The sequence below is a fragment of the Streptomyces tailanensis genome, from assembly GCF_008386495.1.
GTDB lineage: Bacteria > Actinomycetota > Actinomycetes > Streptomycetales > Streptomycetaceae > Streptomyces > Streptomyces tailanensis.
The window spans coordinates 1-18,003 of record NZ_VTHJ01000006.1 but is presented as its reverse complement, the minus strand read 5'-3'; the positions used below and the strand labels follow the sequence as shown (position 1 = coordinate 18,003).

Below are 18,003 nucleotides of genomic sequence, written 5' to 3'. Positions count from 1 at the left end.
AAGAACTTCGGGAGCGGCTGTCACGGGTGGCTGTCACAGGTGGTAGGCGTACTCGGTGAACTCCCAGTCGGTGACGTGCCGTCGGAAGCGCTCGACCTCGTTCCGCTTGTAGGAGAGGAAGGAGGAGACGAAGTCCTTGCCGAGCACCTCGGCCAGGGCGGTGTCCGCCTCCAGTGCGTCGAGGGCTTCGGTCAGGGTCGTGGGCAGCAGGGCGGACCTGCTGGTGTCGTACCCGTAGCCCTTCAGCGGCGCCGGCGGTTCCTCGCCCGCCAGGACACCGAGCAGCGCGGTGGCTGCGGTGCCCGCGACGGCCAGGTACGGATTGGCACTGGCGTCACCCAGCCGCAGTTCGAGACGGGCGCCGGAACCGCGCTCCGGCGGGATGCGGACCATCGCGCTGCGGTTGTCGAGCCCCCAGTCGATCAGCCACGGGGCGAGGGTGTCGGGCCCGAAGCGTTTGTACGAGTTGATCGTCGGGTTGAGCAGCGCGGCGAGGGCGGGGGCGTGTGCGACGACCCCGGCGACCGCGTGGCGGGCCGTGCTGGACAGCCCGTACGGGCCGGAGGCGTCGTCGAAGAGATTGCGACCCTCCGCGTCCTCGCACGACAGATGGAGGTGGAAGCCGGAGCCGCCGGCGTCGTTGAACGGCTTCGCCATGAAGGTGGCGAGCCTGCCCTCGCGACGGGCCAGCTCCTTGATCGCGGCCTTGAAACGGAAGGCGCGGTCGGCGGCCGACAGGGCCTCCGAGTGCACGAGGTTGATCTCGAACTGTCCGCCGTCGAACTCGTGGTTGCCGCTCAGCACCCCGATGTTCAGGTCGCGGACGTGGCGCAGGGTGCGCAGCAGATGGTTGTCGGGGTCGGCGCGCAGCCCGGCGGTGTAGACGACCCCGGAGTCCCCGGCGTAACGACGCCAGCCGCTCGCCGGCCCCGTCCCGGGTTCGCGTTCGGGTCCGGGTTCGGGTTCACACAGGTAGTACTCCAGCTCCGGGCCGACGACCGGTCGCAGCCCGTGCTCGGCACACCGGGCGAGTACGGCCCGCAGCAGGTCGCGGGGGGACTCCGGCGCGGGTGACCCGGTCGCCGGGTCGATCACCTCGCCGAGACAGGTGGCCACCCCCGGCTCCCAGGGCAGCTTCACCAGGGTGTCGAGGTCCGGTCGTACGGAGATGTCGGGCAGTCCGGCGTCGAGACCGCCCGCCACCGGGACGACATCGCCCTGTGGGGTGGTGTGGTATACGGCTCGACAGAAGGCGAGCCCGTGCTCGCAGGCCCGGGGCAACTCCTCCAGCAGCACATCACGCGCCCGGTCAGTGCCGAGCAGGTCGGGATAGGTCACCCGGACGACGTCGATGCCGTCGGCGGCGAGCCGGGCCATCTGCCGGCGGACCTCTGGGATGTCGGATGCGCTCACCGATGTCTCCTCGGACAGGTGATGGGGTCACGACCCTGGGCCGTTTATTTGATGCCAAACGGTAAGAGGGGGTGGCTCGCCCTGCAAGGGGCTACGGAAAGAAATTATCCATGGGGATAGATATTGACCAGGGTTCCTGGTCCGCCTACCTTGTTTGAAGCCAAACGAGTTAGGGGGTGCGGTCCCTTGTGGTCCCGCACCCCTTTGGCCGGGGCCCGGCGCCACCCGCGCGGCCGGGTCCCTCTTCCCTCCTTCACCCCCGCTCCGACGCCCTCACCTCCAGGAGGACCGGCCATGAAGGTCGTCGTCGACATGAACAAGTGCCAGGACCACGGCCAGTGCGTCTTCGCCTCCCCCGATGTCTTCTCGATGGACGACGAGGGGCGTCTGCTGTACGTCTCCGACCCCGACGAATCGCTGCGCGACGAGGTCGAGGAGGCGGCGGACGTGTGCCCGCTCCAGGCCATCCGGATCGAGGCCTGACGTGCCCGCCGCGCCCTCGCCTGTGCCCGTGACCGGTCGTGTCGTCGTCGCAGGCGCCTCCATGGGGGGTCTGCGCGCTGCCGAACAACTGCGCGCCGCCGGCTGGACCGGCGCGATCACCGTGGTCGGCGACGAGCCGCACATGCCGTACAACAGGCCGCCGCTGTCCAAGGAGGTCCTGGCCGGCAAGGCTTCCTTCGACTCCCTGGCGTTCACGCCCAAGGCGGCCGCGGCCGACGTCGAATGGCGGCTCGGCAGCCCCGTCGCCGCGGCCCGCCTCGCCGAACGGACCCTGGACCTGGCCGACGGATCCACCCTCGCTTTCGACGGCCTGGTCGTCGCCACCGGCATGCGACCGCGACGGCTCGGCTGCCCCGGCCCGACAGAGGGCCGCCACACCGTCCGTACGCTCGCCGACGCCCAGGCCCTGCGCGACGCGCTCACCCGGCCCGGCGTCCGCGTGGTCGTGATCGGCGCCGGCTTCATCGGCTGCGAGGTCGCTGCCACCGCCGTGGGACTCGGCGTCCGGGAGGTGACCGTCGTCGATCCCCTGCCCCTGCCGATGGTCGGACCCCTCGGTGAAGCCCCCGCCCGAGCCCTGCTGCGGCGCCACGAGGAACGCGGGGTGCGCTTCGCGCTCGGCACGGGCGTCGCCGGGTTCGAGGGCGTCGGGGGTGCCGAGGGGGGTGAAGACCGGGTCACCGGCGTCGTCCTGAGCGACGGCCGCGTGCTCCCCGCCGACGTGGTCGTCGAGTCCGTCGGCTCGGTCGCCAACACCGAATGGCTCGATGGCAACCGGCTCGACCTCACGGACGGAGCACTGACCGACGAGCAGCTGAGAGTCGGCGGACTTCCGTACGTCGTCGCGGTGGGTGACGTGGCCCGCTTCCCCAACGCCCGCTACGACGGGGTGCCGCGCCGCGTCGAGCACTGGTCCATTCCCACGGACACCGCCAAGCACGCCGCCAAGGTGCTCACCGCCCAGCTCGCCGGATTCGAGGTCTGCCTGCCGGCCTTCGCGCCGCTGCCCACCTTCTGGAGCGACCAGCACGACTTCCGGTTGCAGTCCTTCGGGGCGCCGGCCCTCGGCAAGGGCGATGTCCGCGTCCTGGACGGCGATCCGGACGGCGACCGGGACGGGGACGTCCTGTTCGGCTACCACCGCGGCGGCCACCTGGTCGGTGTCGTCGCCCTCGGCGGACAGGCCGCCGCGATGGGCGCCGCCAAGTACCGCGCCCAGCTGCTCAAGCAGCCCGCCCTCACCGCGTGAGCAAGGTAAGGAACCTTCGTCATGACCAGTGTCCGTGGATACTTCCACCCCAAGACGGCGAGCGGTGCCTCGTCACTCATCCCGTCCCCGCCCTGGCGCTACTCCGGGGACCTGCTGACCGTCGAGTACCGGACCGATCCCGCCCGGGTACGTGAACTGCTGCCCGAGCCGCTGGAGTTGGCCGACGACGACCCGGGTGCGGTCGCGCTGATCTGGGCCGACTGGCAGTCCTGCTCGGCGTCCGGCGCGGAGCTGCTCGATCCGGTGCTCTCCCAGTACAAGGAGGCCTTCGCGGTCGTCCGCTGTCAGTACAAGGGGCGGACGTACTCGCGGTGCGTCTACATCTGGGTCGACAAGGACTTCGCGATCGCCCGCGGGCTGCACCAGGGGTACCCGAAGAAGCTCGGGTCCATCCATCAGACGCGGCCGCATCCGTACGGGCCCGCTCCGCGGATCTCGGCGGGGGCGAGGTTCGGGGCGACCTTGGCCGCCGCCGACCGCCGGTTGGCCCAGACCGTCGTGACGCTCCGGGAGCCGTCGGAGACGAATGGGTTCGTGAACGGGCATCCCATGGCTCATCATCGCTGGCTGCCGTCGATCGAGAAGGGGAAGGGGTTGGCGCTGGACGAGTTGATCGAGTCCGGGGCGGCTTCGTTCGAGGGCGGGCAGGCGTGGGTGGGGGACGCGGAGTTGGAGCTGTTCGAGGCGCCTACGGAGGAACTTGCTCGGCTGGAGATCCGGGAGCCGATAGCCGCGTATTACCGGCAGGTGGGTGTCGTCTGGGACGGCGGGCGGCTGCTGGTGTCCGGGACGTCGGAAGCGTCTGCCGAGTAGGGCCGGTTTCGGAGCGTGGGTTGTTTGTGGCTGGTCGCGCCCACGCGGCGGAGCCGCAAATGTCACAGCCCCGCGCCCCTTAAGGGGCGCGGCCGTTCCCCTCTTCGTACATCTGGAGCCATCTTCATGTCTGAGAAAACCATCGTCGCCGGAGTCTCCGTCGACACCCGCCACTGGATCGGCGGTCGCCGCATCCCCTCCGCCGAGACCTTCACCGACGTCTCGCCCATCGACGGCCAGCCCCTCGGCGAGATCGCTCGCGGCGGGCCGGTCGAGGCCGAAGCCGCTGTTGCCGCAGCTCGTGAGGCGTTTCCCGCCTGGGCGGCAACCTCCCGTGCCGAACGCGCCCGCATCCTGCACGCCATCGCCGACGGGGTCGAGAAGCGGCTCGAAGAGCTGGCGATCGTCGAGACGACGGACAACGGGGCGCTGCTGCGTTCGCACCGGCGGGGCGTGATGCCCCGGGTGGCGCACAACTTCCGGTTCTTCGCGGACTGGCTGCTGTCGCTGGAGCACGAGGACTTCGAGACCCGGGGTCACAAGAACCACGTCAGCTGGGATCCGGCGGGCCCGTGTGTGCTGATCACGCCGTGGAACGCGCCGTTGATGCTGGCGACGTGGAAGGTGGCGCCGGCCCTGGCCGCCGGTAACACCGTCGTCCTCAAGCCCGCCGAGTGGTCGCCGCTGACCGCGTCGCTCCTCGCCGACATCGCCGCCGAGGCCGGGCTTCCGGCCGGTGTCCTCAATGTCGTACAGGGCTACGGCGCCGAGATCGGCGACGCGCTCACCTCGCACCCGGACGTACGGCGCATCAGCTTCACGGGGTCCGTGCCGACCGCCAAGCGCATCGCGGAGTCCGCCGCCGCCAACCTCACGCCGCTCAGCCTCGAACTCGGCGGCAAATCACCGCTGTTGGTGTTCGCGGACGCTGACCTGGACATCGCCGTGGACCTCGCGGTGGAGCAGTACGACAACGCCGGGCAGGTCTGCCTCGCCGCCACCCGCTTCCTTGTCGAGGAGTCGGTCGCCGAGGAGTTCACCCGCCGGTTCGCCGAGAAGGCGTCCGGTCTGCGGCAGGGCGACCCGAGGGACGAGGCCACCGACATCGGGCCCAACATCCATCCCCGCCAGCTGGAGAAGATCGACGGATTCGTGCGGCGGGCGGTCGCGGCCGGGGCACGGGCGGTCATCGGCGGGCACCGCAAGGACGGCCAGTACTACGCACCGACCCTCCTCACCGATGTCGCCCAGGACTCGGAGATCGTGCAGGAGGAGGTCTTCGGGCCGGTCCTGACCCTCCAGACCTTCGCCACCGAGGAGGAGGCGATCCGGCTGGCCAACGACACCCGCTTCGGACTCGCCGCCACCCTCGCCACCGGCAACCCCGAGCGCGCCGAACGGGTCGCCGCACAGCTGGTCGCGGGCACGGTCTGGGTCAACTGCTTCTTCGTACGCGACCTTCAGGCGCCCTTCGGCGGCTCCCGTCAGTCCGGTGTCGGCCGGGAGGGCGGCACCTGGAGCTTCGACTTCTACTGCGACCTGAAGAACACCGTCACCGCACCTGGAGGGTGGACGTCCCATGGGTGAGATCGTCGGGGCGGGCCTGCTCGCCCACGTCCCCACCATCGTGCTGCCCGAGGCCGACCGGCTGGAGCTCAACGAGGGCAAGGAGATCACCCTCGTGACCGGGCTCCGGGAACTCCGCCGGGACGTCTTCGAGGGGGATGCCGCCAACGAATACGACACCGTCGTCGTCCTCGACTCCCACTGGGCCACCACCGTTGAGTTCGTCGTGACCGCCCAGCAGCGGCGCGCCGGGCTGTTCACTTCCGAGGAACTGCCGCGCGGCATGTGCAGGATGCCGTACGACTTTCCCGGCGACCCCGAACTCGCGTACAACATCGAGAAGTTCGCCGACCGGCACGGCACCTGGATCACCGCGATCGAGGACGAGTACCTGCCGATCTACTACGCCACGATCAACCTCTGGAAGTTCCTGGGGGAGGGGCTGCCCGACAAGCGGTGGGTGACCATCGGGGTCTGCCAGACCGGGGACATGGAGGACCATCTGCGGCTGGGCCGCGCCCTCGCGGACGGTATCGCGGCCACGCCCGGCCGCCGGGTCCTGCTCATCGCCTCCGGCGCGCTCTCGCACACCTTCTGGCCGCTGCGCGAGCTGCGCGACCACGAGGCGAGCGACCCGGTGCACATCTTCACGCCGGAGGCCCGCGAGGCGGACTACAAGCGGATCGCCTGGTTCAAGGAGGGCCGGCACGACAAGGTCCTCGACACCATGGACGAGTTCTGGAAGTTCAAGCCCGAGGCGAAGTTCTTCCACTACCTGATGATGGCCGGTGCCCTCGGCGAGCAGGCGTGCGTGGCCAAGGCCCGCCAGTACGGCGAGTACGAGAACTCCATCGGTACCGGCCAGGTCCACCTCTGGTTCGACCGCCCGGCCGACGGCTGGACCGGCACCGGCCTGCCCGCCGCCTCCACCCCGCGCACCCCTCACAGCCGTATCTAGGAGCCCACCCATGCCCGAATACCGCCGCATCCTCCTCGACGGCGCCGCCGTCCAGGTCACCGTCGACGGGGACGAACTCGTCGCCGGGGACGGCCGCCGTGTGAAGATCGAGGAGGCACAGCACCTGCCGCCGGTCGTCCCTTCCAAGGTGATCGCGGTCCACCTCAACCACCGCAGCCGCGTCGACGAGTTCCAGATCGAACTGCCCGAGACGCCCACCTACTTCCACAAGCCGACCTCCTCCCTCAACTCCCACCAGGGCGCGATCGTCCGCCCCGAGGGCTGCAAATGGCTCAACTACGAGGGCGAAGTCGCCATCGTCATCGGCAGGACGGCGCGGAACATCGCGCCCGAGGAGGCGGGGGAGTACATCGCCGGCTACACGGTCGCCAACGACTACGGCCTGCACGACTTCCGTGACACCGACGCCGGCTCGATGCTCCGGGTGAAGGGCTCCGACACCCTCTGCCCGCTCGGGCCCGGCCTGGTCACCGACTGGGACTTCCGCGGCAAGCGGCTGCGGACGTATGTCAACGGCGAGGTCGTCCAGGACGGTTCGACCGACGAGATGAAGTGGGACATGCACTACCTCGTCGCCGACATCGCCCGCACGATCACCCTGTACCCGGGTGACGTGCTGCTGTCCGGCACCCCGGCCAACTCCCGTCCCGTCCAGCCGGGTGATGTCGTCGAGGTGGAGGTGGAGGGCCTCGGTCGGCTCACCAACCGCATCGTCACCGGCCCGGCCCCCGTACGGACCGACGTGGGCGCCCAGCCCACCGAGTCCGAGGAGGTCCTGTCCACCGCGCTCGGCGGCGACTGGGAGTTCCGCGGCGTCAGGGCGCCGCGTCGCTGAGGTGTGCCGCGACTGAGCGGACACCTCCGGCATCCGCCGAAGACAGGCGGTGCCGCCCACGCATTGTTCGACCTCACCTCTAACCGACCTGCTCTGGAGGCCCCCATGCCCGCCGCCACCCACGACGAGTGGCTCCGCCGCGCCAAGGCGCTCGTGATACCCGGCGCGCACCACATCGACGGCGCCGACGAACCGGGTGGCGGCGGCACCTTCGCCGTCGTCTCACCAGGCGACGGCCAGGCCGTCGCCGAGGTAGCCGACGGCGGGCCCGCCGAGATCGACGCGGCCGTGGCAGCCGCCCGGCGGGCCTTCGACGCCGGACCCTGGCCGCGCCTGGCACCCGCCGAGCGCGGCCGGATCCTGCTGCGCCTCGCCGAACTGCTCGAAGCGCAGCGGGAGTCACTGGCCCTGGCCGTCAGCCTGGAGATGGGCAAACCCATCACGGACGCGTACGGCATCGAACTGCGGGCCGCCATCAACACCTTCCGCTGGTACGGGCAACTGGCCGACAAACTCACCGACGAGTCCCCTCACACCGCGCCGGACGCCCTCGCCCTCGTCACCCGGGAACCGGCCGGTGTGGTCGGCGCCGTCGTGCCCTGGAACTTCCCCCTCACCCTGGCGAGTTGGAAGGTCGCGCCCGCGCTGGCCGCCGGCTGCACGGTGGTCCTGAAACCCTCCGAGAACTCACCCCTGTCGGCCCTCCTCCTCGGCCGCCTCGCGACGGAGGCCGGGCTGCCGCCGGGCGTGCTCAACGTCGTCAACGGCAGAGGGCCGGTGGCGGGTCGCGCCCTCGGGCTCCACCCCGACGTGGACGTCCTAGCCTTCACCGGCTCCACCGCCGTGGGCCGCCACTTCCTCCACTACGCCGCCGACTCCAACCTCAAGCGCGTCTGGCTGGAACTGGGCGGCAAGTCACCCAACATCGTCCTCCCGGACGCCCCCGACCTGGACAAGGCCGCAGCCACCGCCGCCTGGGGCATCTTCTTCAACCAGGGCGAGATGTGCACCGCCCCCTCCCGGCTCCTCGTCCACTCCTCCATCGCCGAACAGGTCACCGAGGCCGTCGTACGCCGGGCCCGCGAACTACGCGTCGGCGACCCGCTCGACCCGGCCACCGAGATGGGCGCCCTGGTCGGAGAGGACCACCTCACGCGCGTACGGGAGCACATCGGCACCGGCCTGGCGGCGGGCGCGAGGCTGCTCACTGGAGGCTCGCGCATCCTCACCGACACCGGCGGCAGCTTCCTGGAACCGACCGTCTTCGACCACGTGGACCCCGGCATGCGTCTGGCCCGCGAGGAGATCTTCGGACCCGTACTCTCCATCCTCGCCTTCGACGACCTCGACGAGGCGGTACGACTGGCCAACGCCACCGAGTACGGCCTCGCCGCGGGCCTGTGGACCTCCGACCTGTCCCTCGCCCACAAGGTCTCCCGCGCGCTGAAGGCCGGGACCGTCTGGGTCAACTGCTACGAGGAGGGCGACCTCACCGTCCCCTTCGGCGGGATGAAGCAGTCGGGCAACGGACGGGACAAGTCCGCCCACGCCCTGGAGAAGTACACCGAGCTCAAGACCACCTGGATCCAGCTGTGAGCCACCGGGAAACCACTGGCCACAGTCACACGTCTGTACGGCCGCTGATCGCCATCCCCGCCCGGTTCTCCGCGACGACCTCCGCGCTGCGGTACGCCGCCGAGGTCAACGCCCGTGCACTGATCGAGGCCGTCTGGCGGGCCGGGGGTGAGCCGGCGACCGTCCACCCTGTCGACTCGGACGTGGCCGCCCGTCTCGCCCGCTTCGACGGCGTCCTGCTCCCCGGCGGCGGCGACCTCGCCCCGCACCGCTACGGCGCGGCCGGGATCCACGAGACCGTCTACGACGTCGACGACCTCCAGGACGCCTTCGATCTCGAAGTCGCCCGCCGCGCACTGGACCTGGGCCTGCCGCTGCTGGCGATCTGCCGGGGCCTCCAGGTCGTCAACGTCGCCCTCGGCGGCACCCTGGAGCAGGACATGGGCGGCCCGGAACGGGAGCACCGGCACGTCGTCCACCCGGTGGCGATCCAGCGCGGCACCCTGCTGGAGCGGGCCACCGCCACCGAGAAGGCCGAGGCGTCCTGCTACCACCACCAGCGGGTGGCCGATCTCGGCACCGGCCTCACCATCACCGCCCGGGCCGCCGACGGCACCGTCGAGGGACTCGAACTCCCGGGCGCCCCGGGCTGGTTCACCGCCGTCCAGTGGCACCCCGAGGACACCGCCCACGAGGACCCGGCCCAGCAGCGACTGTTCGACGCGTTCGTGACGGCGGCCCGGGAACACGGCGGCTGACCAAGGCAGTTGGGCCGCGCGCCGTGCAGCGGTCAGGCCTTCGGGCGGCGGCCGCTGCGGCGCGGTGCGGGCTCGGCGCCGTTCAGCAGGGTCCGGCGGCGCTCCTCGCCGTGCTCCTCGACCTGGAGCACGACCGTGCGGAGGCCCTCCGCGAGGCTCCGGCACTCGGTGTCGCTCAGCCCCGCCGTGACGAACGCCTCCTCCTCGTTGAACTCCGGGAACACCCGCCGCATCAGCTCCTCACCCTTGTCGGTGAGCGTCAGCAGGACCAGCCGGCCGTCGGTGGGGTGGTCGGCCCGCCGCAGCAGGCCACGCGACTCGAGGGTCCGCGCCACGCCCGTGAGCGTGCCCTTGGAGATGCCGGCCTCCTCCGCCACGTGCCGGGTCTCGGACTCGCCCCACACCCAGACGACCCACAGCACCACGAAGGCCGTCCAGGTGAGGTCGGAGCCGCGCAGCACGGAGTTCTCCAGGTGCTGCCGTACCGCCGAGGCGGCCCGGTAGATGTTCGCCACCGCGGCCATCTGCTCCCGGCGGATCGGAAAGCCCCCGAGCTTCGCCGCGGCGAGCTTCTCGGCTTCGGTGATGGATCGCTGGCCGGGCACGGGCCGCCCCCTCGTTGGTTGGGTCAATCGGTCGTTCGGACTCAAATTGTACGGAGATCCCGCGAGGAACGACCGCCCGCACCCCGTCGGCACTGCTCAGCGCTCGAAGACGACCCCGCCGTCGAACACCGTCATGTCGACCCCGACCCGAGTGATGTCACGAGGGTCCAGATCCAGCAGCGGCCGGTCGAGGACGCACAGGTCCGCCACCTTCCCCACCTCCACCGACCCCTTCCAGTCCTCGGCGAAGTCCTGCCGCGCCGGGTTGATCGTGTACGCCCGCAGCGCCTCGGCGAGTCCCACGCGCTGTTCCGGTCCGCTGACCCGGCCACTGGCCTTCGACTCCCGCAGCAGCATCCCGGCGACGCCCTGACGCCAGTCGGGCTCGGTGATCGGCGCGTCCGAGCTCGCGCACACCGCGACGCCCGCCTCGAAGGCCGAGCGCACCGGCCACTCGTACGCCGACCGCTCGGGGCCCACGACCTCCTCCATCAGGTCGGAGATCGTCCACTTGATGGCGGGGTTCATATTGACGCCGTAGCCGTGCGCGGCCAGCTTGGCGAGGCTGTCCGCGCCGATGAAGTCGCCGTGGATGACGTAGTGCCGGGCGTCCCGGCGGGGCGCGTCATGCTGCGCGGCCAGGAACGCGTTCACCACGATGTCGATGGCCCGGTCCCCGGTCACATGGACGCCCAGCTGGTAGCCGGCCTCGTGGGCGACGCGGATCATCTCGTACAGCTCGTCCACCTGGAGCTCGGGCGTGTGCCCGTGCACGCACAGGGAGCCGTGGCCGCCGTCGAGGTAGGGCTCGTTCATCCAGGCCGTGCGGTTCGGGGGGACCCCGTCGGCGAAGATCTTGACGCCGATGGCGTTCAGCAGCCGGGGGTCGGCGGACTCGGGGCGGTGGAGCGTCGCGAGGCCCTTGCGGACGTCGTCGGCGGAGCCGCCCATCGGCGCGGGCAGGAGGAGGACACTGACCCGGGCATGGAGACCGCCGGTCGCGGCCAGATCGGCGTACGCGGTCCAGTTGTCGGTGCTCAGCCCGCCGAACAGGGTTTCGGAGCCGCCGGGGCCGAGTCCGGGCTCGGTGTAGCTGGTGATGCCGCGCGAGTGGAGTTCGGCGACGACGTTCCGGATGGCCTGGCGGCGCTGGGCGACGGTGGGGGAGGGCAGGGCGGCCTGGAGCAGGACCCCGGCGGCCTCGCGCAGGATGCCGGTCGGCCGGCCGTCGGCGTCGCGGTCGATGACACCGCCGTCGGGCGCCTCGGTGGCGGCGTCGATCCCGCAGCGGCGCAGCGCCTCGCTGTTGGCCCACACCATGTGCTGCGAGAAGTCGGTCAGACAGACGGGGTGGCCGGGCGCCACCGCGTCCAGATCCGCGCGGTGCGGGAAACGGTCCGGATCGGCGCGACACTCCGCGAGATAACCCGGATCCCAGCCCAGGCCGACGATCCACTCGCCCGGCCCGGCGGCCCGTGCCGCCTCGCCCACCGCCGCCGCGATGTCGGCGATCGAACCGACCGCCGGATGGCCGACGTTCAGGGCGAACGGCGGCTTGGCCAGCCCGTACGCGGCGCCGTGCAGATGCGAGTCGTTGATGCCCGGCAGCACGGTCCGCCCCGCCAGCTCGACGATCCTGGTCGTCGGCCCGGCCAGCGCACGCATCTCGGCGTCCGTGCCGACCGCGACGATCTTCCGGCCGCGCACGGCCACACCTTCGGTGACCGTGAAACCGGCGTCGACGGTGATGACCTGACCGCCGGTCAGGACGAGGGAGGGGGTGGTGTCGCTCACGAGGACCTCTCTGGGGTGTCCGAAGGAGTGCGGAGGGGGAAGGAAGGGGCCGTTCACCGGGTCGTTCGTGGGCCGAAGTACGCGAGCGCGGCGCCCGCCACCAGGGCCACACCCTGGGCCATCTGCTGCCAGAACGTCGGCACGCTCAGCAGGGTCAGCCCGTTCTGCAGACAGCCGAGGAACAGCACGCCGAGAAGGACACCGAGCACCGAACCGGAGCCGCCGCTCAGCGCGACCCCGCCCAGCAGGACCGCGGTGAGCACCGTCAGTTCGAAGCCCGCGCCCGAGGTCCCGGAGACCGCGCTGTCCAGCACCGACGCCTTGATGGCCCCGGCCAGGGCCGCCGCCGTACCCGTGACCACGAACAGCGCGAACGGCGTACGGCGGACGTCGATGCCGGACAGGTACGCCGCCTCACGGTTGACCCCGATCGCGAACACATGCCGCCCGGTCGGCGTGTACGCCAGGAACAGCGCCCCGGCGACGAGCACGGCCCCGGCGATGACGACGGGCGCGGCGATCCCGGCGATCCGCGCCCCGCCCAGCCACGCGAACCCGTCGCCGAACCCGCTGAGCGGCAGCGGGAAGAGCTGCTGGGCCAGTCCGCGCACGGCCGCCAGCATGCCCAGCGTCACGATGAACGGCGACAGCCCCAAGTAGCAGCACAGCACGCCGTTCACGGCACCGACCGCCGCACCGACGGCCAGCGCTCCCACCACGGCGACCACCGGGGACTGGGCCTGCTCACCCGCGAGCCAGCCGGCCGTCAACGCCCCGAGCGCCAGCGTCGAGCCCACCGACAGATCCAGATATCCGCTGATCACCAGCAGAGCCAGCGGTACGGCGACGATCGCGAGGGCCGCCGCGTCGGTGGCGATCCCGCGCAGATTGCCCGGGTCGAGGAAGCTGCCCGTGGACAGCTGGAACACCAGCACCAGCAGGGCGAGAACGAGGAGAAGAGGTTGGCGTCGCAGGGTCGCCAGGCCCCCGGCGGCCAGGGCGCGCGGGCCGGGAACGGCGCGTTCGGCGGCGGTCGCCGTGGTCGCGGTGGTCATGCTGCTCCTTCGTGGTGTGGGGCGTGCGGTACGGCGGGGGTGGGGGCGGAGGCGGATGTGGGCGGAGGGTCGGGGTCGGCGTCGTGTACGGCCGCCAGCAGGGCCTCTTCGGTGAGTTCGGCGCCCGACAGTTCGCCGATGACCCGCCCCCGGTCGACGATCAGACAGCGGTGGGCGAGGGCGGCCGCCTCCTCCGGGTCGCTGGAGGCGAACAGCACGGCCGTGCCGCGCTGTTCGGCGAGGGTGGAGACGACGTCGTAGATCTCCTGGCGGGCGCCGACGTCGACGCCCTGGGTCGGCTCGTCCAGCAGCAGGACGTCGACGGCCCGGGCCTCGTTGATCCACCGGCCCAGCAGCAGCTTCTGCTGGTTGCCGCCGGAGAACGCCGAGGCCGGCAGCCCCGGCCGCGCGGGACGCAGCCCGATGGCCTCGGCGAGCGAACCGAACACCCGCCGCTCGGCACCGAGCGCCCGCACCCCGCGCCGGGCGAGGGTCCCTACGGTCGGCAGCAACACGTTGTCCTGCGCGCTCAGTCCCGGGAACAGGCCCTGGGCCCGACGGTCCGCCGGCACCAGCGCGATCCCGACGGCCAGCGCGTCGGCGGGCCTGGCGGGCTCGACGACCCGCTCCCCGACCCGCACGGTCCCGCCGGAGGCGCGGCGCCTGCCGAACAGGGTCTCCAGCATCCTCGTACGCCCGGACCCGATCAGCCCGTACAGCCCCAGGATCTCCCCTTCACCGACGGTGAGATCGACCGGTCCGAAGCCGGGGCCGCGTAGCCCGCGCACGGTGAGGCGGGCGGTGGGGGAGGCGGTCGGCGAGGTGGTGGCCATGGTCGGGTCGGGGGCCGCGCTCCCAGGGGGATCCACCGCGCCAACGGCGCTCGCGCCCCGCTCCCTGGCTGACGAAACACCGGCCGAAGCCGCCCTGTCTTCAGCGGAATCCGCCGACGCGGCCCCCCGTCCACCCGTGATCGCGTCCACCAGCTCCCGGCGGCCCTGCCTGGCCCCCGTCGAATGATGGGCGACCCGGCCGTCCCGCAGGACGGTCACCGCGTCGGCCAGTCGCTCGACCTCCGCCAGCAGATGCGTGACGTAGACGATGGCCAGCCCCTGCCTCCGCAGATCCTCCACCCGGGCGGCGAGCGCGTCGCTCTCGGTGCCGGAGAGGGCGGCGGTGGGCTCGTCGAGGACCAGGACCGAGGCACTGCGGCTGAGCGCTTTGGCGATCTCCACCAACTGCCGCTGGCCCATGGGGAGTTCCCCCACCCGGTCGCGCGGTGAGCAGCTCGCGGCGACGCGGTCGAGGAGTTCGGCGGCCACCTTCTCCTGGGCCCGGCGGTCGATCCGGCCGTACCGGGTCCACTCCTGGCCGAGGAAGATGTTCTCGGTCACGGTCAGCGAGTCCACGACGCTCAGCGTCTGGAAGATGATCGCCACCCCCGCCGCGATCGACTCACGAGGGCTGAGCCGGGTGTGCGGGACACCGCCCACCTCGATCGTCCCCGAGTCCGGCGGGAAGGCGCCGCCGAGGCACTTGATCAGGGTGGACTTTCCGGCGCCGTTGTGACCGAGGAGGGCATGGACCTGCCCCGCGGGCACGGTGAGGTCCACGCTGTCCAGGGCCCGGACCCCGCCGAAGGACTTGTTCAACGCGGTGATCCGCAGGTTCGGCGGGTTGGCGGCCCCGCTCTGCCCGGTGGCGTCGGTCTGCCGGGTCGGCTCGGTCATGTCTGCCATGGCGGAGCCCTACGCGTTCTGGGCGAGCAGCGCGTCGATCTCCGCCGTGTCGCCGCTGCCGACCAGCTTCACCGGCACCTGAACGCTCGGGTTCGCCTTCCCTGCGGCTACCGCGAGCGGCACATCGACGATCGCGTTCGCGATGTCCTGCGGGGCGAGGGCGGAGGAGGCCCGGTAGAAGGTGCCCTGCTTGATGGCGAGGAGCGAGGGAGCCGCACCGTCCTGCCCGCCGACGAATGTCTTCGCGTCCCCCTTCTTCCGCCCGGCCTGCTGCAACGCCTTGAAACCGCCGTACGCCGCCGCGTCCGTGATCCCGAGGACGATGTTGAGGTCGGGATGCTTGGCGAGGATCGCGTTGGACTTCGACAGACCCGTGTCGGGGTCGATGGCCTGCTCCTGCGCGACCACGTCGACACCCGGCGCGAGCTTCGTGAACGCGTCGACCATGCCCTTCGTGCGCTCCCGGCCCAGTTCGATCGTGTTGTCGACCAGGAACGCCACCTTTCCCTTGCCACCCAGTTCCTCGTCGGCCCATTTCGCCGCCGCCTCCCCGAGCAGCCTGCCGCCCTCCCGGAAGCTGAACTGGATGTCGGCGCTCTGGTTCTCCAGCGTTCCGCCGTACGTCACCCAGATCAGCCCCGCGTCCAGCGCGGCCTTGGCGATCGACTCGGCGGCCTCGAAGACCATGGGGAATGACACGATCGCGGGCATCTTCTGCGCGACCCAGGTGTTGAGGTTGGTGGCCTGGGTGTCGGGGTTGCTCGCGTCGCTCGTCGTCAGCAGCTTGACGTCGTGCTTCGTCGCGGCGGCCGTGGAGAGCTTCACCAGGGTGGTGTAGAGCGGGAGTTGGGTGAAGGGGTAGTCGAGTCCGATCCGGCTGAGCGTCGTCGGGGAGGGCGAGGCGCCCGCGGCCTTCGCCGAACCGCTGCCCTCGGGGGCGCTGCAGCCCGAGGCTGCCAGCCCGGTCGTGGCGAGGGCCCCGGCGGACCACGTGAGGAACTGCCTACGCGAGGCCGCGGCGACGAAATACGGACGTCTGGTCATGGCGGGGCTCTCCAAGGGGACGTGGACGTGGACCCGGATCGACCGGTGTCCGGCTGTGCCGACCAGAAAAGACCCCACCGCCCCGCCCCACCATCCGTACAAATACCGACCGCTTACGGCGGACGAGATCACGCCGAGGAACAACGGCCGCAAGGACGAGGCATCCCGGTGCGCCACGGCTCAGCGGTCCGCTGCGCCGCGGCCGGGCAGACGGCTGGGCCCGGTTCGGTGGGCCGGTGTGTCGGTGCCGGGTGGACGGCTGCGCCTTGCTCCGGCGGACCGGTGTGTCACGGCCGGCCAGATGGCTGGGCCCGGTTCGGTGGGCCGGTGTGCCGCGGCTGGGTGGACGCCTGGGCCTTGACCCGGCGGGCCGTTGTGTCGCGGCCGAGCAGGCCGCTGGGCCACGGCTCGGCTGACCGGCGCGCCACAGTCGGCCAGGTGGCTGGGCCACGGTTCTGTGGATCTGTGTGTCGCGGCCGGGCGGATGGCTGGGTCACGACTCGGAGGACCCGCGCGCCCCGGCCGGCCCGCTGAACCATGTCCCATCGGCCGCCTGAGCCACAGCCCGGCAGACGGCCGAGTCCACAGCCCCGCCACCCCCGCGTCACGGATAGGTGAATGTCTTGTCCAACCATTGCCGGACCCATATCGTTAGGCCCCAAAAGACCTGCACGGTCTCGGGCAGGCCCGGGAGGCTCGCATGCTCGACCACCACCAGATCGCGGCCGCCACCCGCATCGGCATGCTCACCCGCGAGCGCGACACCGCGTCCGCCTGCGCCGAGGCGCTGCGGGAGCTCGGCCGTGCCCTGCCCCTCGACGCCGCCACCCTGCTGGAGGTCGACCCGATCACCGGCACGTACGTGCAGATCGCGGGCGTCGGCTACGACGCCGAGGTCTCCGAGGCCCTGGCCGCCGAGTTCATGTCGACGCCCTGGTACGGCAACGTCCTGCGCAGCGAGGTCCCGCCCTCCATCTCGGAGGACATCGAGGACGTCGAGCAGACCGAAGGCTCCGGGGAGCGTTACCGTGACGGCTGGTTCTACGCCGAGCGGATGCGCCCGGCGGGCGTCCGCGACGCGGTGACGGGCGCACTGCGCCACCGCGGCCGGCTCGTCGGAATGATCACCCTCTCCACCGACACCCCGGACGCGTACGACACCGACACCCGCCGCCTGCTCGCTTCCCTCCTGCCCGCCCTGGGCGTCCTCGCCGATACCACCGCCCACGCCGGTGACCTCCACGACCTGCCGGCGGAGGGCGGAGCGAGCCTGCTCGTCGCCGACGAGGCCATTGACGTCCCGGGCCGGGACCCGGCCGGAGTGCTGCGGGACGCCGAGTTCCGCCGGCTGGCGCGCGCCTTCGCCGACTCGCGCGGCACGCGGCTGCGGCTGCTGTGGCCCGTCGGACAGGACTGGTACCGTGTCACGCTCCGGCGGCACACCCTCGGCGCGGCGGTCGTACGCCAGGCGGTCCTCGTGCACGAGGCGCCCGTCCCGCTGCCGTACGGCCTCAGCCCGCGTGAGCTGGAGGTGCTCACCAGGGCGGCCACCGGTCAGACCAACCAGGCCATCGCGCAGGCGCTGTTCCTGTCCCCGCGTACCGTGCACACGCACGTCGAACACCTGCTGCGCAAGACCGGCGCGGCCTCGCGCGCCGAGGCCACGGCCCTCGCCGTACGGGACGGGCTGCTCCGGCCGACCGCCGCAGACGTAGAACGCTTCGTCGAGAGGACAGCCGAGAGGACACAAGAGACCACCCGGCGGCTGAAGCCGGTTCAGTAGTGTGCGACGGGTGACCACGAAACCGTTCCTAAAGACTGAGTGGGAGTGAGTCCTGTTGCCTGGACTCATGCTCAGCCGAACGCCCCGAACGGTGTTGGGTGTTCTGGTCGACCGCGGTCTCGCCGTGTCCGGCTCCAACGGATCGTGTCCGTGGTCCGGGGATGCGGGGGCGGTGTCCCTCACGCCCCGGGGTGCCCGGTCGGGCCTGGACGGTCCGATGCCCCGCACGATCGCTCTGGTCGTGCGGGGGCGGTGCCGTCCGTCGCCGGA

Annotated in this window: 15 protein-coding genes and 1 pseudogene; 9 read left to right on the top strand and 7 right to left on the bottom strand. The window is 71.5% G+C overall.

Annotated elements, in window-relative coordinates; translation table 11 throughout:
• Positions 1-33: 33 nt before the first annotated feature.
• Complete coding sequence (locus F3T56_RS06800; protein WP_149823788.1) at positions 34-1,413, bottom strand: glutamine synthetase family protein; 1,380 nt, start codon at positions 1,411-1,413, stop codon at positions 34-36.
• 294 nt (positions 1,414-1,707) lie between these two features.
• Here F3T56_RS06800 and F3T56_RS06795 point away from each other — a divergent pair, with 294 nt between their 5' ends.
• From F3T56_RS06795 to F3T56_RS06760, 8 genes are all read left to right on the top strand, one after another.
• Complete coding sequence (locus F3T56_RS06795) at positions 1,708-1,896, top strand: ferredoxin (RefSeq protein ID WP_149823787.1); 189 nt, start codon at positions 1,708-1,710, stop codon at positions 1,894-1,896.
• A 28-nt stretch (positions 1,897-1,924) separates the two neighbouring features.
• Positions 1,925-3,166 (top strand): NAD(P)/FAD-dependent oxidoreductase, encoded by a 1,242-nt coding sequence (locus F3T56_RS06790; protein WP_149823786.1) that lies wholly within the window; start codon positions 1,925-1,927, stop codon positions 3,164-3,166.
• A 21-nt stretch (positions 3,167-3,187) separates the two neighbouring features.
• The gene (locus F3T56_RS06785; protein WP_149823785.1) at positions 3,188-4,000 is read left to right on the top strand and encodes an acetoacetate decarboxylase family protein; all 813 of its coding nucleotides are present in this window, start codon (positions 3,188-3,190) and stop codon (positions 3,998-4,000) included.
• 126 nt (positions 4,001-4,126) lie between these two features.
• Positions 4,127-5,587 carry an aldehyde dehydrogenase gene (locus tag F3T56_RS06780; RefSeq protein ID WP_149823784.1) on the top strand — a complete coding sequence of 487 codons (1,461 nt, stop codon included), beginning with the start codon at positions 4,127-4,129 and terminating at the stop codon, positions 5,585-5,587.
• On the top strand, positions 5,580-6,524 hold the full coding sequence (locus tag F3T56_RS06775; RefSeq protein WP_149823783.1) for a 3,4-dihydroxyphenylacetate 2,3-dioxygenase: 945 nt from the start codon (positions 5,580-5,582) through the stop codon (positions 6,522-6,524). Before F3T56_RS06780 ends, F3T56_RS06775 begins: the two co-directional genes overlap by 8 nt.
• Positions 6,525-6,534: 10 nt before the next feature.
• Positions 6,535-7,380 carry a fumarylacetoacetate hydrolase family protein gene (locus F3T56_RS06770; RefSeq protein WP_149823782.1) on the top strand — a complete coding sequence of 282 codons (846 nt, stop codon included), beginning with the start codon at positions 6,535-6,537 and terminating at the stop codon, positions 7,378-7,380.
• Between the two features lie 105 nt (positions 7,381-7,485).
• Entirely contained in the window at positions 7,486-8,976 is a 1,491-nt protein-coding gene (locus F3T56_RS06765; protein WP_149823781.1) for an aldehyde dehydrogenase, read from the top strand.
• Positions 8,973-9,713: a gamma-glutamyl-gamma-aminobutyrate hydrolase family protein gene (locus F3T56_RS06760; protein WP_149823780.1), complete on the top strand. Its 741-nt coding sequence runs from the start codon at positions 8,973-8,975 to the stop codon at positions 9,711-9,713. Before F3T56_RS06765 ends, F3T56_RS06760 begins: the two co-directional genes overlap by 4 nt.
• Before the next feature lie 32 nt (positions 9,714-9,745).
• Here the strand turns inward: F3T56_RS06760 and F3T56_RS06755 are convergent, their stop codons facing one another.
• The 5 genes from F3T56_RS06755 to F3T56_RS06735 all read right to left on the bottom strand — a co-directional run bounded on the left by F3T56_RS06755 (position 9,746) and on the right by F3T56_RS06735 (position 15,950).
• Complete coding sequence (locus F3T56_RS06755) at positions 9,746-10,318, bottom strand: MarR family winged helix-turn-helix transcriptional regulator (RefSeq protein ID WP_149823779.1); 573 nt, start codon at positions 10,316-10,318, stop codon at positions 9,746-9,748.
• Between the two features lie 96 nt (positions 10,319-10,414).
• A complete protein-coding gene (locus tag F3T56_RS06750) occupies positions 10,415-12,112 on the bottom strand; it encodes an amidohydrolase (RefSeq protein WP_149823778.1) in 1,698 nt (565 codons plus the stop codon).
• 53 nt (positions 12,113-12,165) lie between these two features.
• On the bottom strand, positions 12,166-13,167 hold the full coding sequence (locus F3T56_RS06745; RefSeq protein WP_149823777.1) for an ABC transporter permease: 1,002 nt from the start codon (positions 13,165-13,167) through the stop codon (positions 12,166-12,168).
• Complete coding sequence (locus F3T56_RS06740) at positions 13,164-14,906, bottom strand: sugar ABC transporter ATP-binding protein (RefSeq protein WP_246203453.1); 1,743 nt, start codon at positions 14,904-14,906, stop codon at positions 13,164-13,166. Before F3T56_RS06740 ends, F3T56_RS06745 begins: the two co-directional genes overlap by 4 nt.
• 9 nt (positions 14,907-14,915) lie before the next feature.
• Positions 14,916-15,950, bottom strand: a complete 1,035-nt coding sequence (locus F3T56_RS06735) for a sugar ABC transporter substrate-binding protein (RefSeq protein ID WP_149823776.1) — start codon at positions 15,948-15,950, stop codon at positions 14,916-14,918.
• Positions 15,951-16,650: 700 nt separating this feature from the next.
• On the opposite strand from F3T56_RS06735, the gene F3T56_RS06730 reads away from it, so the two are divergent.
• The gene (locus F3T56_RS06730; RefSeq protein WP_149823775.1) at positions 16,651-17,733 is read left to right on the top strand and encodes a helix-turn-helix transcriptional regulator; all 1,083 of its coding nucleotides are present in this window, start codon (positions 16,651-16,653) and stop codon (positions 17,731-17,733) included.
• Between the two features lie 28 nt (positions 17,734-17,761).
• On the opposite strand, the pseudogene F3T56_RS47505 reads toward F3T56_RS06730, so the two are convergent.
• A pseudogene (locus F3T56_RS47505) lies at positions 17,762-18,003 on the bottom strand (IS200/IS605 family accessory protein TnpB-related protein); the annotation flags it as partial.

Bases quoted from the DNA above. Each gene is read 5' to 3' on its own strand.
- F3T56_RS06730 (WP_149823775.1), top strand. From the start codon at position 16,651: ATGCTCGACCACCACCAGATCGCGGCCGCCACCCGCATCGGCATGCTC.
- F3T56_RS06765 (WP_149823781.1), top strand. From the start codon at position 7,486: ATGCCCGCCGCCACCCACGACGAGTGGCTCCGCCGCGCCAAGGCGCTC.
- F3T56_RS06745 (WP_149823777.1), bottom strand. From the start codon at position 13,167: ATGACCACCGCGACCACGGCGACCGCCGCCGAACGCGCCGTTCCCGGC.
- F3T56_RS06740 (WP_246203453.1), bottom strand. From the start codon at position 14,906: ATGGCAGACATGACCGAGCCGACCCGGCAGACCGACGCCACCGGGCAG.
- F3T56_RS06780 (WP_149823784.1), top strand. From the start codon at position 4,127: ATGTCTGAGAAAACCATCGTCGCCGGAGTCTCCGTCGACACCCGCCAC.
- F3T56_RS06795 (WP_149823787.1), top strand. From the start codon at position 1,708: ATGAAGGTCGTCGTCGACATGAACAAGTGCCAGGACCACGGCCAGTGC.
- F3T56_RS06770 (WP_149823782.1), top strand. From the start codon at position 6,535: ATGCCCGAATACCGCCGCATCCTCCTCGACGGCGCCGCCGTCCAGGTC.
- F3T56_RS06775 (WP_149823783.1), top strand. From the start codon at position 5,580: ATGGGTGAGATCGTCGGGGCGGGCCTGCTCGCCCACGTCCCCACCATC.
- F3T56_RS06785 (WP_149823785.1), top strand. From the start codon at position 3,188: ATGACCAGTGTCCGTGGATACTTCCACCCCAAGACGGCGAGCGGTGCC.
- F3T56_RS06735 (WP_149823776.1), bottom strand. From the start codon at position 15,950: ATGACCAGACGTCCGTATTTCGTCGCCGCGGCCTCGCGTAGGCAGTTC.